This window comes from Streptomyces sp. NPDC001927, assembly GCF_053594455.1.
In genome coordinates, this window is record NZ_JBSFEN010000001.1 from 351,726 (window position 1) to 367,550 (window position 15,825).

The window sequence follows — 15,825 nt, forward strand, 5'->3', positions numbered from 1 at the left end:
GGGCCTGCTCGACCACCGGCATGAGGTCGGGGATGTCGTACAGCACCGCGTGGCCCAGGCCGTCGGAGGGGTGGGTGCTGGGAAGCAGGCCGGCGGAGACGGTGGTCGGGACCTCCGGGACCTCCGGGACCTCCGTAACCTCCGTGGTGCCCGCAACCTCCTCGACCTCCGGGACCTCCGCGACCGGGGCCAGTCGCGAGGGCCCGGGCACGCCCGTATCGGCCACGCGTGGGCGGCCGTGCTCACGCATCCGCTTCGCGCGCCCCTCCGGAATCACGAGCAGGGCGTGGGCGTCGCGGATCGTACGCTCGGCGGTGCGCAGACCGTACGAGCGCGTGGCGGCCGGATCGAGCCCCAGGCGTACGGGGCTTCGGGAGGACAACTCGGCGACGAGCTGGTACTCCATCCGGGCACGGATGTGCTCCTGGGGGCCGGTGACGATGTCGACCCGGTCGCTCTGCCCCTCGGCGCCGACCGTCAGGGTGCGCGGGGCGCCCACTCCGTAGCGGTAACCGGCCGTCGGAGTGTGGGAGTGGTCCGTCGCCGCGTTCCGTTCGTCCGCGGTGCCGCCGTAGTCCTGGGGGGTGGGGTCGGAGGTGAAGGAGGCGTTCACGCCGATGGATCCGCTCAGTTGGAGCAGGTCCCGGGTGGCGCTGTCGCTCATCGAAGCCGTCGTCAGGGTGTGGTCGTACTGGTACGAGGTCTGGCTGACGCCCCTGGTCCGCATCCCCCGAACGACGGCCCGGAGTTTCAGTTCGAGGCGGCGCCGCATGCCGAAGCCGTCCCGGCCGATGGTGCGGGTCCAGAAGGGGCGGCTGCCGCCGATGAAGTCCTCGACGCGTGAGCCCATGGCGTTGAGCGCCGTGTGCAGGCCGACCTGTTCGGCGGGCTCCAGGGTCACGCCCAGTTCGGTGAGCAGTTCGTCCACCGCGGGGTGCATCTGGCTGGTGTCCGACATGAACAGGGTGTGCAGCGGCGGGCGTTCGTTCTCGTCGGGTACGTAGTGGAGCGGCTCCTTCGAGACCGGGCCGACGGCCCGGCGGGGCGCCCCCGTCTCGGGGTGGAGCTCCGAGCGCAGGGCGACCGAGTCGCGCCACGCCCCGTCCGACCCCCGCTCCTCCAGCAGGTCGTCGGCGACCATCAAGCGCATGGCGAGCGGGACGGGCGCGGTGATGTCCTCGGCCCGGCCCTCCTCCGCGGCGGCCGGCGTCGTCTCCGGCGTCTCCTGCGTCGCCACCGTGCCGGTCGTGGGCGGGACGTTCGTGGGCGCGAAGGTCGTCAGCTCCACGGTGTTGCCGCCGTCCGTGACCTGGGCGGGCTGTTGTGCGGGGGCGGCCGGCGCCGGCGCGGGCCGCGGGGACGGGGTCACCTTGACGGTGATGCCGACGGTGCCCTCGAAGCCTGCCATGAACCGCGATCCGCCGCCCGAGGCACCGCCCACGGAGAACCCGCCGCCGGTGCTCCTCACCCAACTGGTGCCGATCCGGGGCCCGATGCGGCCGCCCACGCCGCGGAGTCTGAACTCGTCCGGGTTCGTGCTGTAGTTCAGCGGTACGTCGAAGCCGCCCTCCACGGAGTAGGCCGTGGACCGGTCTCCCTGGAGCTCGTAGAAGCCGCCGTAGTACGTCTCGCTGTTGCCGTCCCACATCATCCCCTTGCGGTGGGTGAGGGAGGCCGGGTCGAGGGTGCCGGAGAGGTTCAGGACCACTTCCTGCGGGCCACCGGGCCCCATCCTGCTCAGGATGACGGAGATCCCGCCGTTGAGGATGTCGTGCAGCCGCGCCGCGAGCGGTTCGGGACGCACGAGGTTGGCGATGGTCATGAGGTTGGTGTACTCGTGGGCCTTCACCCCACGCACCTCTCTTGCCAGCGTGACCAGCAGGTTCCCCCTGTTGTTCTCCTCGGGCGGCAGCATGTCCGGGGCCGCCGCGCGTACCGCGCGCATCACCCGGTCGTACAGCCTCCCGGCGTCGTCGTGGCTGACCCAGTCGACCCGGCTGAGCTGGGGCAGCCAGGTGCCCAGGGTCGAGGAGAAGCGCAGCTGCCGGCCGGGGGCGCTGCGGGCGTGGAGCTCGACGTTGCCGGCGTGCGGTCCGTCGACGGTGGCGCGGGGAACGTACCCGGTCATCAGCCGCATCCGCTCGGCGTCCCGCAGGAGGATGCGCACCCGCGCGGTGCCTTCCACGGTCGCCGTCCGGCCGCCGCGGCCCCTGACCGTGGTGCTGGTGCGTCCGGCCAGGACGACGGTGGGCTCTTCCAGCTTGACCTTGTGCAGGGTCACGGAGCCCGCCTGCTGTCCGGGGTCCGACATCCCCACCGAGCGGCTGCCGGCGAGCGTGGGGACGGAGATGGTGGACCCGAACTGACCGGAGACCGCTCCGAACAGCGCCGCCGTGGAGGCGGACAGGGCGTCGCTGCCGCTGTGGCGGTGGGCGACGTTGTCGACGTTCACGTCCTCGGTGTCGATGTGGATCATCCAGTCGACCTGGGGCTTGCCGTCCTCCCCGGTGACCAGGTCCGCCTCGTGGAAGACGGTGGTCAGTTCGACGAACTCGGTCGCTCCACCGTTGGTGTTGAAGGGGACGGAGTAGTAGCCGCCCGCCATGGCCCGGTGGAGGGCGCCGGCGATCGAGTGGACGCCGGTGAAGGTGTCGATCGCGGCCTTCTCCGGTGTCCCGATCCGCGACATCGAGTCGGGCAGTACGGAGAACACGGCGCGGCGCAGCTCTTCGGTGTGGTCGAAGGACTCGACGACCGAGGTACGGGGGACGTGCACGGGGACGACCGACGGGGTCGGGGTCGGAGGCGTGACGGCCTGGTCCGTGGTGGGGGCGTCGGCGGGGGCGTCGGCGGGGGCCGGGTTCGTGGGAGCCGGGTCCGTACCTTCCGCTTCTTCGTTCGGCCTGCCGAACGGCCACCACTCCTGGTAGGCCACGGTGTTCGGTCCGGCGTTCTCCCGGTGCAGCCCCAGGGTCGGCAGGGCCGTCTTGAGCAGACCGGTGCCGGTGTCCAGGTGCTCCGGCTCCGACTCCGGGTCCGGGTCGTTCCACCACCTGGAGGTCGCGTGGGTGACCTCCGCCGAGGGTCGGGGGCGGCTCCGCAGCAGCCGGCGGTCGTGCCGGCCCACCAGCGCCCGTTCCAGGACGGCCTGGCGCTGGCTCGGTGCCGTGGATCCGTCGGCGCTCTGGACGGTGACGTCGTACAGCACGTCGTAGAGGAAGTCGACGGCGCGGTACGTGCCCTTGGTGTAGCGGGCGGTGGTGGCTCCGGAGGAGACCGTGCTCGTCGAGGACGCGTTGTACCCGGCGAGGACCGAGTTGAAGACGGCCGCGACCGAGCCGAGGTGCGGGATCGATTCGAGCGTCTGGTTGAGCAGCATGCCGGCGGGCAGCGCGACGCCGTGCGCCAGGGTCCGGCTGCTGGCCACCGCCTCGCCCGACTCGAAGAGCTGGCGGGTGCGTGGCTCCCGCTTCTCGGACACCGTGGGCAGGAGGATCCCGTCGGGTCCTGAGAGGGGGCGGCCGTGCGGGTCGGTGACCTGCAGCCAGTCGCCGACCCGGACGCGCACGGCGACCTCGTAGTGCCTGCCGTCCACGTGCAGGCCGAGGACGAGGCGGTCGCCGATCGCCTGCGGCAGCTCGCTGATGAAGTTCTCCACCGAGAAGCGCTGTTCGAGCGCCCGCCGCACGCTGTCGCGCCTGGCCTCGGGCGTCGCTGCCACGATCGCGTCGCTGATCGCCGTGTGGAGGGCCGGGCTCGGCAGGTCGAAGGTGCCGGCCCCGGCGGACTGCCTGAGGTTCACGGCGGTGAGGGCCTCGGGCGGGGCGAAGAGGAGGTCCCGGTCCAGGGCGTCCTGGTCCTGCACCCACTGCGTGGGGGTCCGATCGGGGAGCTTCCAGGGAGCCGCCACGGCGAGCGGCTCGGGAGCCGGGTCCCCGTCCCCGGGATCCGGGTCCTGGCCCCCGCCCGCGAGAGTCTCCGCCGGTTGGTCCGCCGGACCCAGGTCGGTCCTCAGGGCCTCGGGCTCACTGCTCATGAAGGCGCTGGGCCGGAGCGCCACGTCCTCGGAATCCCGCTCCTCCGAGTGGCGGGTGCCGGAGCCCGAGGCGCCCGGGGTGAAGATGTCACCGTATGCCAGCCCGCCGCCGCCCGAGAACGAGCCGCCCTTCTTGCGGTGTTGGCCCACGGGGAGGTCGCTCAGCACCTCGTGCACGGCGGTGAGAAGGGCGGTGTCACGGGCGGGCGGCTCGTTCTCGTCACGGCGCCGGGAGCCGTGGTGGCCGAGGAGGGCCATCGTCTCGTGCAGCGACTCGTGCAGGGCCGCGGCGGTCAGCACCGTCGCCTCGCGCTGCGCGGCCTGGTCCTCCGGCGTCGCCGCCCACGGCAGGGCGAGGAGGCTCGACGCGTCGCCGAGCTGATCCTGCCAAGTGTCGGGCAGTTCGCGGCGCAGCCGGGCGAGGGCCTCCACGGCCATCGGGCTCAGCTGGTCCGCGCCCTCGAACTCCTCATTGCCGTCGCGGACTTCGGCCTTCCCGTCCGTACCGGACGACTCGGTGCCGGAACCCTCCGTGGACCGTCGTTTGCCGAGGGACCTCTCGGAAGGCTGCCGAGTCGAGCCGTCCTCCCCGGCCTCGTCGCTCAGGGCCGACAGCAGCCCGTCGACGGTCTCGTCGACCATCCGCCCCTCGGAGTCGAGCCGGATCAGCAGGTGCAGACCGGCCGGGACGTCGAAGCGGAGTACTCCGCCGACGGTGACCGTGAGGTCCGCCTCAAGGCCGCCGTAGACGCCCTGGGAGACCGCGTTGACCTCCTCGGTACGGCTCTGCCCGCCCGCGGTGTCGTCTCCGGTGGACCTGCCGTACGAGCCGACGAGCCGCTCGAAGAGCCGTACGCCGTCCGTGTCGGCGCCGCCGTCGGGCCCCAGGGTGGTCTCCACTCCGGAGGAGGCGTGGGTGGACGCCTCGGCGGAGCTGTCCGACTGCTGATAGCGCCGGGCCGTGAGGTTCGTGCCCTCGGCCGGCCCGAACCGCCGGACGCGGGAGAGTTCGAAGCGGACCGTCCGCTTGGTGTTCCCGACGGGAACCTCGTACGAGCCGCGCAGCAGGTCCTCCAGGCGCGGGCGCATCACCTCGGGGCTGGTGGCGTGCGCGTACCGCAGACCGGCCATCGTCGTCAGCTCGGACGGGGTCGGCCCCGAGTCCTCCTCCGCCGCGAGGGCTTCGAGGTCGGGGCGCCGCCCGACGGGCGCGGGCGCGTACCTCGCCCACCGCTGTACGGCGTGGGCCGCCGGCATGTCGAGCGGGAGGACGTGGTCCGCGAGGAGCGCGGCCATGTCGACGGGTCCGCGCGAGGCCGGCTCGCCCGAGGCGGTCTCGCGCGGCGAGGTCGCGGCGGTGTCGCCGCGCGGTGCGAGGTCGACCCAGCGCGGGTTGTCGCCCTGGGGGCGATGGATCAGCGGAGACCGCTCCGCCGCGGGTCCGCTCTCGGTCGGAACGGTGAACCGGGTGGGGACCAGGAGGCGCATCGAGCCGTCGACGGTCGCCGAGTCGTGCCATTCCGCGTACCTGCCGAGTCCGGTCCCCAGAGTCGGGTTGAACGGCACTCCGAGGCCCCTCGCGACCACGGGCAGGTTCAGCGCCGCGTCGAGCGCGCCGGTCACCAGGCGGATCGGCGCCGAGACGAGCTCCATGGGCTGCTTCGACATGCTGACGTTCACGCGCAGGGTGAAGGCGTGGCTGAAGGCCGTGGCCCCGCCGACGGTCATCCGGTGGATGTCCAGCTCGGTGGCCGAAGTCGTCGTACCGGCGCCGCGGCTGCGCGAGTAGCCGCCGATCGCCTCGAAGCCGCCGTGCCCGTGGGTCGTGCCGGAGTCCTCGGCGGCGAGCCGCAGCCTGACCCCGGCCTCGGCGCCGAAGGAGCGTCCGGTCGTCTCGTTCTCCGCCTCCTCGGTGGAACCCTGGGCGCGGCCGGTCAGCTCCACGTCGTCGTGGTCCGCCTGCTCGTGGGCGGCGGCCACGGACTCCATGCGCACGCGGACGGCCAGGTACTCGGTCGTACCGAACGGCGACGGCTTCGGGATCACCCGCAGCACGCCCGAGCCGAGCAGGGCCGGGACCTGTGCGCCCAGCGCGCGCGGGGAGAACGCGGAGCGCACGGCGTCGAGAACGCCCGGTGAGGTGACCCCGTGGGCGTCCAGGATCCGCTGGATCCCGCCCAGCACGCCGTCCGCGCGGAACACCTCGGGGTGCGCGACACCGACGCGCAGCAGCTGCCCGTCGTAGGTGTGCGTCGGGGCGTTCGGAGCCGGGTCCGCGACAGCCTCCGGTGCGGGGGCGGGTGCCGATTCCGGTGTCGGTGCCGACGTGAGCACGAGCGCCGGCCGGAGGATCTCCGCCGCGCGGTACGCGGGCATGAGCATCTCCAGGCCGCCCTGGACCCGCAGCCACCGCTCCCCCGTCTCCGTACGGTTCCCCTTGCGGCGTTCGAGCCGCACGTGGAACACCGGGTCCGCAGTGAGCCGGTCCTTCGTACCCGCGTACGTGGCCCGGCTGATGCTCATCATGCCCTCGGCCGTCTTCCGGGAGACGCCGCTGACCGCGCTGCCCGACACCTGGAGGACCCCGGCCGCGCGGTTCTTCGTGGCACCGCTCTGCTGCCCCTGCTCCGAAGTGCCGCCGTCCTCGTCGTCGTCCATCGACGAGCCCTCGTCCCGACCGCCCCAGCTCCCCTGCGGGCCGAACTGGAACGCCAGGGAGGCGGTGGCGGCGCGGCCGTCCTCGACGGCGCGGCGCGAGGTGAGCTGGCTGTACTGCTCGATCTCCACGGGGTCGGAAGTCTCGCCCTGGTTACGGGCGTTGTACGCGGACATCCGCAGCGTCAGGCGCTGCTTCCAGCCGTCGCGGTCGGGCAGGCCGACCTCCATGCCCTCGGCGGAGGTCAGCGCCCCGAAGTACGCGGCCAGGGTGTCCGGCCCCGTCGCCTCCAGGAACTCCTCGGGCCACAGGGCGGAGTCGGCGAGCCAGTGGCCCGGCATCGCGTTCAGCCCCTGGTAGACCTCCGCGATGTGCCGTCCGAGGGCCCGCACCCCGAGGAACGCCGGGCGTACGCCGGAGGAGCCGGTCGTGATGAAGTCGGCGCGGACCTCACCGGGCGCGTCGTCCGGTGCCGTCCCGTGGTGCGTGACCGTCCCGACCGGCGCCAGGACAGCGGGGGCGAGCGGGGTCGTGGGGGCGAACACCTTCGGCAGCAGAACCTGCGCCGAGGACCCTCCCGGCCTGTTCATCTCCCAGACCCTGCTGCTGCGGACGGAACCCGTCGAGGACATCCGGTGGACCGCCAGCTCCCAGCGGAGCTCGTAGTTCCCCTGGTGGACCTGGCCGCCCGTCTCGTGACGGTTGGTCTCCTTCACCGTGCCGACGACGTCCTCGCCACGCTCCCTCTCGTACTCCAGGCGGCCGCGCAACGCGCCCAGTTGCAGGCGCAGCTTGGAGCCCACGGGGACCCGCAAGGCTGCGCCCAGGCCCCCGGAGACGCTCCACCCGGTGGACATGCTGCCGGTGAGGCCCCAGGCCGCGGTGGCCCGTGTGTTGACGGACATCGCGTAGTCGGCGCCGCCGAGACGTCGTCCGAGCGTGGCCCTCAGGCCCAGCCGGTACTCCTTGCCGTTCAGGCGCAGTACGTGCGTCCGCCCGACCAGGAGATCGGACAGCGAGGCCTCCAGGGCGGGAGTGCCGAAGAAGACCGAGAGCCGGCGCAGGACGGGGGCCGTGACGTGAGCCTCGCCCGCCATGGTCCGCAGGGTGTCGGCGAACTCGTCGAGGACGGACTCCGAGCCGGGCAGCGCGAGGAGCGTGCTGAAACCGAGACCCTGCGCCTGGTCGCGGCGCGCCGCGAGGGGCAGCGGCTCGGAGGCGTGTGGCGGTCGCGGGGGTTCCCGGCGCGGCCCGCCGCCGCTCGGCAGGCCGGCCTCCCGCATGAGGGCGAGCACCGCGGGCGAGAGGCTGAACTCGGCCTCAGGGGCCGGGTCCGGGGCCGTGGTCGATTCCGTGATCCCGGTCGTCCGAGGCTCGACGCCGGCGTGGATGTCGAGTCCCTGGGTGCGGACGGCGCCCAGGGTACGGGTCTCCCAGTCGGCCGCGCCCTGCCCGTACCGCCAGGGCACGCCGATCTCGCCGTACGTCTCCTCCACCACGGGCTGGATGTCCGGGTGGGTGTCGGACTCGATGGTGACGGTGAGCCGGACGCTCGCGTCGTAGCGCGCGTACTCCTGGGAGGAGGTGTTGAGCACGGTGTGGCTCAGGGTCTTGGCGGAGGTCGAGAAACCGTCGCTCCGGCTCGAGCCGAAGGAGAGCGCGGCCAGCGGAAGCACACCGCGCGCCCGGTCCTCGACCGGGAGGTGAGTGAGTCCGAGCACGGAGTTGCCGAAGGCGATGGAGGCCCCGCTCGAACCGGTGCGGGACTGCCCGCGGGTGGCACCGAGGCCGAGGTCGGCCCGGGTGCGCAGGGCCTCGGTCACCTCGCGCAGGGTGGCGTCGGCGACCTCCGCGCGGATCACGACGTGGCCACGGAACTCGCCGAACCGGGTGAGCCGGCGACGGATCGGCGCGGCACGGTCGCCGCTGGTGAACCAGAAGCGGCTGCGGTCCAGCGCGGCCGCCTCGCTGACGACCTTCTGGATCTCGCCGGACACCGTGGCCACCGCGTCGGGTCGCAGTCCCGCCCCGCGCAGCCCGGCTTGGATCCTGGCGACGACGGGAACGAGGTCGAGGGCGTGCAGCGTGCCCTGGGTGTGGTCGGCGTCGTTCTCCTGACCGGCCGGGATGTCCGCGGGTGAACTGAGCGAGTCGAGCCGCAGAGGCACGGGCGGCGCTGAGAAGATCTTCGGGAACTCGACCCCGATGTCTCGCGGCACGACGGCGGAGGTCGCCTCCTGGACGCCGTCCACGAAGACCTGGATCCGCAGGGAGCTTCCGAACGTGGCCGTTCCCCTGGTGAGCGGCTTCTGGCCGGAGATGACCTCCTGTTCCCAGCTGCGGGCCCGGCCGCGCGCGAAGTTCAGGCCGAGGTGCGGTACGCCCGCGGTGGCGGCCGAGGCGAAGGAGGAGGCGAGCTGGAAACCGAGCTGGAGCATCGACTCCAGGCCGGTCGTGGTCTCCGTCGAGCGCTCCCCGCTGTCGCTGGTGGAGCCGAAGGCGATGCGGTAGCGGGTGAGCGCGCCCGGCGCGGGCCCGGAGCCGGGCAGCGGGACCTTGAGAGCGGCGGGGGTGGGAAGCAGCCAGACGAGCTTGTCCCCGACGGCCAGCCGGACACCGTCACGGAAGAGGGCGGACCAGGCCTCCGGGGTGTTGTTCAGGAGGAGTTGGACCATGGCGTCCTCGACCTCGGGCCGAATCGACTCGTCCAGTCCGTGGGCGCTCGCGGCGGCCCACAGCCGGGCACGCTGCTCGGTCCAGACGGGGACGGTCTCCACGGTCATCGAGCCGACGGCACCGCCCCGGACGAAGGCCGGCGGCACGACCGGGGGCTTCTCGGACTTCTCCGCCGGAAGTTGGGAGAACGCGATCCGCTCGGGGACGGGCGGCTGCTCGGCGGTGAGGGAGCGCTCCTCGGTCTCCCGCTCCCAAGGCTGCGGCTCCTGAGGCTGCGACTCCTGGGGCTGCGACTCGTCCGTCCGCTCCTCGTTCCGCGACTCCTCGTTCTCCGGGTCCTCCTGGATGGTCTCCAGGGCCTGCTGGTCTTCGGTCGAGGTGGTGACCGGCGGGTTCGGGGTCAGGGTCAGGTTGTACGGCTGCGGGCCGGGGACGATCGGCTTGAGCCGGGTCAGGGCGTTGGCCGCGGCGGTGGGGCTGAAGAGCACCGCACCCTCGGGGATCACGACCCGCGCGGTGGCGGGTGTGCCGCCCTCGGGCCGCCAGGTGAGGGTCCACGCCACGTCGCCGGTCCGAAGGTGCCGGTAGGTGCGCCGGCTGCGCTTCTCGCCGGTGTCCGCGGTGTTGCGGTCGCCTCCGGTCTCCGCGATCCAGTTCGTCGCGAGGGTGCCGATGCCGGTGACGCCCTCGTGCACGTTCCCGGTCGGCGGGGTCGTGCTCGGGCCGGAGACCCGCTGGTTGAGGCGGAGGGACAGGTCTCCCCGGACCAAGGACGCGTGGTACTGGTTGCTCCACGCCTTCTTGCCCGACCGGACGAAGTAACGGCTGGTCGCTCCGGAGATGGTGAGGGCGCCGGGCTTCACGGCGCGGAGGCTCTGGACGTCCGCGGAGACGGTGAGCACTCCGGTCGTGTCGCCGAGCACGCCCGGGATCGTCAGCTCGATGTCCAGACCCGCCTGCGTCATCGGCAGGAAGCGACCCGGCATGGACGCGGGGCCGAAGACCGTTTCGAGAGCCTCGGTGACGGAGATGGGCATCCCGTGCCACGAGTGGGCCGCCGGGGAGAAGCCGCTCAACAGGTCGTGGGCCGCCTGCCGCAGGGTCCCGAGCCCGGACACCGAGGAGACCAGGGTGTCCCTGAGGAGCACCGGGGTGAGGGGCAGTCCGGTACGGTCGGGGGCCGCGTCGACCCGGGTGATCAAGGGCGCGGTGGGGGTTGTGTGGGCGGCGGGAACGGACCGTACGCCGATCTCCTTCGGGAAGGCGAGCCGCAGCTGCCCGGGGAGGTCGGCCGGGCCGATGCGGTGGCTGACGACCCGCCCGACGGCGGGGGCGAGTACCGGAACGGCCATCGGGGGCAGCAACGAACCCACGGCCGGGAGACCCGCCGTCAGGGCGCGGTGGACCCGGATGTCGACGGCCATGGTGACCGTGTGGCCGCTGAGTCGGAGCACGTCCATGCCGCGCAGCGCGCCGAGGACGGTGTGCTCGGTCGACACCGACTGCCGGAAGCCGCCGGTCCGGGTGAGGGTGCCCTGGAGCGTGGTCGTCGCGTCCCGGTTGATGTCCCAGGGCGCGAAGTTGGCGCCGGCCACAGCGAGGTTGCCCTGCGCTCCGTGGGAGGCGACGACGTCGGCCGCGGTCTGGCGCAGCCGGGTGGCGACGGAGGCCCGGTCCCACAGGCGCATCTCGGTCGTGGTGCCCAGCGGCACGCCGCGGTGGACGCTCGCCTTGAACGCGATCTCGGCGACGGAGGTGCTGACCGGGTCACGATCGGGGACGTGCAGGGTGAGCCCGTCCAGCAGGGCGTCCAGTGCCGAGCGGAGGCCGGTGCGCGAGGACAGTTTGACGAACTCCCGCTCCACGGCTGCGGCGTGCTCGCGTCCGAGGTTGGCCCGCATCCACGGCATCACCTGGTCCGCGAGGAACGTCCGCAGGTCGGGTACTTCGCGGACCAGCGTGATCCCGACCGAGCCGTCCTCCTGGACGGGCGCGACCAGTTGCTCGACGGGTCCGTCCGTGGCGGCGCCGTCGACGCCTGCGGCGTCCTCGGGGACCTCGGGCAGAGCCGCGTGGGGGTGACCCTCCGGCAGCAGGTCCATGGCCGCGGCCTCCACGGCGTTGAACATCATCACGCCGTCGACGACCACGTCGTCGTTGCCGGCCCGCTCGTTGAAGCGGCCGAGGCCGAGGGCGCCGCCGACGGCCTCGGGCAGACCGCTCTCGTTCCATGTGGAGAAGCCGAGCCGCAGGCGCACCCGGGCGTCGGCCCACACCTGGGCGCCGATGGAGGCGTCGATGACATCCGTGCGGCCGATCAGGCCCTCGATCGAGGTCTCCGGGGCGTCCTGGGAGTACTGGTAGCCGCCGCGGGCGCGCAGGGTCTGGTCGTCCGGGAGTCCGAAGGGCAGTTCCACGCCCCCGCCGAGGCCGTTGAGGGCGTTGCTCCTGTTCTGGGTGACGACGGTGCGCGCGCTGTGCCCGTACAGGGAGTAGCCCAGGGAGGTGGTGGGGCCGATGGACGTCAGCCCCACGACCTCGGCGTGCAGGGTGACGGTCGCGATCTCCTTGGCCCCCGACCAGTGGGTGCCGACCTCGCGCTGGAACAGCGTCTGGGGTCCTCCGGTGAAGTCCGGCAGCCGCTGGCCGAGCGTGTGCAGGATCGAGCGCAGGGCCGCGTGGTCGACCGCGTGGACGCCGCTGACGCCGAGCCTCGCGAGCCCGGCCTCGATCACGGTGAGCGCCGGGCCCGTGTGCAGGTAGGTGAGGGTGTCGACGGGCAGGTTCCCGGTGGGGTCGGGGGTCCCCACCAGGCCGTTGTCGGCGTGTCCTGTGGGGACACGGACGGCCCGGCCGTCAGGTCCTTCCTCGGACTTCAGGGACATCACGGAGACGGGGTCGTCGCCGTCGGTGGGCGTCTCGTCGAGGAGTTCGTCGGGCAGGACGAAGGACCCGGAGAACGTGACCGCCTGCGTCTTGAGCGTGCGGGGCGTCGCGCCGGCTCCGGCGGTGACGGGGCGCGGGAGCCCGGCGTCGGCGTCGCCCGGGTCCGTGTCCTCCGCACCGACGTCGTTGGCGTTGTCGACATCGGAGTCGGCGTCGTCCGGGTAGGCGCCGGGCATGGTCCCGGTGGTGGTGGTGGCGGGGGGAGCGGGCGTGGGGGCGGGCGCCGGGTCGGGCACCGGCAGTTTCTGCTCCACGCCGACCTGGACCGTGAACTCCGTCGTGAACTCGGTCATCCACTCGGCGAGTACACCCGTGCCGGCGCGCGCGGTGACACCGCTCTGCGTGATCCGCGTGCGGGTCATACCGCGGGAGACGTTGCCCCGGGGCACCACCCCGTCGAGCGGACCGATCCGGGCGGCGGCCACGTTCAGGGACAGGTCGGCCGCGCCGGTGAGGGCGCCCGCGCGCGTGGAGGTCGTCGTCAGGTCGTGCCCGTACCCGCTCAGGATCTCCATGTCGCCGGTGAGGGTGCGGACCTTGGACGCCCGCTCCTGGTCGTAGGTGGCGGTCGCGGTGACGTGGATCTGGTGCTCGTCGTCCTGCCCGGTCAGGACGATCGACTCGCCGACGTTCAGCATGGCGGGGAGGCGACCGCGCAGCTGCTGGCCGCCGAGGAACGCCGTCAGCTTGGTGAGGTTGCCGTGCAGCCGCAGGGTCTCCGCGTCGGCGCGCGGGCCCGGTCCACGGGTGCCCTCGGGCGGCAGGAAGCCGGGGAACTCGGCCCGGACCAGCGCCAGGGTCCGCTCCAGGATCTGCCGGGGGCCCTCCGGGTCGAGGTCGCCGATCCAGGCCGCGCCGGGCAGGTAGTCGCGGAACCTGTCCGGAACGGCGAGGCGGCGCTCGGGGGCCGTGCGGGCGAGCTGCTCCGCACCGTGCGCCTCCGGCTCCTCGGCGGGTTCCGTACGCCAGCCGTCCGGGACCTCGGCGGCGAGCATGCGTACGTACGAGGTGAGCGGGACGGTCTCGACGCGGCCCTGCTCGTCGGTGAGGGTCAGTTCGGTGTCGAACCGGACCACCGTGGAGCGTTCGTGGAGCATCAGCTTGGCCGTGTCGAGCCCGGTTACGGACTCCCCCGGCGTGCTCGTGCGGACGGTACGGGTGCCGGTCAGCCCGAAGTTGGCGGTGAGCCGCGCCCGTGCGGTGCCGGCCGTGAAGTTGACGGAACCGCCGAGCTGCAGCCGGTCCGTCTTGGTGAGCTGGCGCCCGGAGGTCGTGATGTGCGCCCGCTCGAACTCGGTACGGCTGAAGTCGTCGTCGCGCACCACGCTCGGGTTCAGGTGACGGGCCGCGACGCTGATCGTCCCGTGCCGGCTGCCGCCGGCGGAGAAGTACTCCGGCGAGCGGAAGAACCCGTCGGTGGCGTCGTGCATGCCGCCGATCAGGGTGTCGAAGGAGGCGAAGTCCATGAGGGCGGCGTGGCTCGGGTGGCCCACGTCGGTGAACTCGGGCCCGGCGAGCCGGAACACGGCCGCCCGGAAGCCGGCGGCGCCCTGGAGCACCTCGAAGGTGGCGCGGTTGCCGAGGCGTACGGGGGCGGTCGGGTTCGGCGGGGTCGGGACCGGGTTGTCGGCCGGGGTCCAGGCCTGCCAGTCGAGTTGGCCCGCTGCCGCGTTCTGCTCCCGCAGGAGGGAGGCGTTGTCGAGCGCGGCACGCAGCAGGTCGGGGTCGGCCTCGCGGGTGCCGGTCTGCTGGTTCCAGGTGGCGGAGGTGGCGTAGTCGGGTCCGCCCTCGGTACGGGGGCGGGAACGGGCGGCTTCGCGCGCGACGTTGATGAAGAGCGCGTTGTCCCTGAAGCCGTGCCACTGGCCCCGCCCGCCACCCGGCAACAGGACGACGGCGTCCAGGCCGAGGCCGGCCAGGAACGTCACGGCGCGGTAGGAGGAGTGCTTGACGCCCTGGTGGTCGAGGACGGTGGAGCCCGCGTACGTGGTCTCCGCGGTGTTCCCGATCGTCCACGGACCGCGCAGCAGGGCGCCGAGGCCGCTCAGACGGCCGCCCAGGGTGACGGCGCCGGACACGGAGGAGTCCTGCTCGGCCGTTCCGGTCCGGGTACGGCCGGCGAACTGGGTGGCCCGCCGGTCGGTCATCCCGTGGACGCGGGCCTGTCGTCCACCGTCCTCCTCGCGCAGTTCGCGCGTGGTCGTGTCGAACACATCGGTACCGGCGAGGACTTCGCCGCGGGGGTTGGTCAACTGCGTCCAGCCGGCCGGGCGGGCGCGGAGGATGAGGGTGAAGGCGGCGTCGCCGCGGCCGATGGGAAGGATGAGCGCGTCGCTGATCGCGGCGTGCAGGTCGTTGCCGGACGCGAGACCGCTCAGGCGCCGGTCGAGGGCTGGGCCTGCCTGGGCGCGCAGGGACTGCGGCAGCAGCCGGAGCACTTCGTCCCGTACGGAGGTCAGCAGCGCGTCGTCGACGATCTCGTACCCCTCGCTCCCGGTGGCGAGGCGGAAGTCGGCGTCGGTGAGGTGGCTCGGCGGCGCGAACACCAACAGGTCGTCGGCGGCGTCCTGTTCGGCAACCCGGTCGGCCGGCTCGTGCTCGGCCTCGTGCGTCTCGCCCGAGTCCGTCCCCTGTATCGGCGCCACAGCCCCGAGCGGGTCCTCGTCGACGGGGACGGTGGTGGTGACGGGCGGGTTGGGGCGAGCGGGCTGCGGTCCGAGGTCGGACTCGGGCGCCGTCTCGGGGTCGCGTGTGGTCTCGGGGTCGCGTGTGGTCTCGGGGCCCCGTGTGGTCTCGGGGTCCGTCGGGGCGGAGAGCCGGTGGAGGTCGCCCAGGTCGATGCCCTTGACGCGGGAGACCGCGGTGAAGGCCGCCCGGGAGACGGACTCGGACCACTCGGGGGCCGTGACGAGGGCATAGCGGGTCAGCTGGAGGCTTTCCAGCGCGTCGGGGCGCAGGGTGCCGCCGTTGAGGAGCGCACGGGTCTTCTGACCTGTGGTCAGCTGGATACCGGCGTCCTGGAGTTCGCCTGTGGCGATGGCGGAGCCGGTGAGGTCGGCGGGACCGTCCGGTCGGTCACCCTCGATCAGCACACCCGCGACCCACCGGCGCAGCGCCGCCAGGTCGGGGCGGCCGTCGGCGTCCCGAAGGCCGGGCTCCAGGGCGTACTGGGACGCCAGGGCCGCCAGGGCGCGGAACAGGCCCTGCGGGCTCGGGTCGGCCGGCTCGGTCGGCGCGGTCTGCGGGGCCTGCTGCTCCTCGGCCCCGGCCTCATCCTCGGTCCGCGTCCGCTCCGGCTCGCGCGGGATGAGAGGTTCAGTGGTGTCCTGGCGCTTCGGGAACGCCGGGTCGGCCTCCGAATCCGACTCCCACTCCCGCTCGGGCTCCCACTCGGGTTCCGACTCCGGCTCGGTCGAGAAGATGGTCGGCGCCGCGACAGGCTCCGGCCGGGACTCGGGTCCGGTCTCGGTGATCGGGCGGACCGGCTCCGGCTCCGTCTCCGCCTCCGGCA

1 protein-coding gene (cut by both window edges) is annotated in these 15,825 nt (G+C 73.1%); it reads right to left on the reverse strand.

This entire window lies inside a single protein-coding gene on the reverse strand: locus ACWCO8_RS01525, encoding a hypothetical protein (RefSeq protein WP_451030394.1). The 53,580-nt coding sequence extends 16,532 nt beyond the window's left edge and 21,223 nt beyond its right edge, so the window shows coding positions 21,224–37,048 (codon 7,075, partial, through codon 12,350, partial); the first complete codon in reading order (the gene reads right to left) occupies positions 15,821 to 15,823. Both the start codon and the stop codon lie outside the window.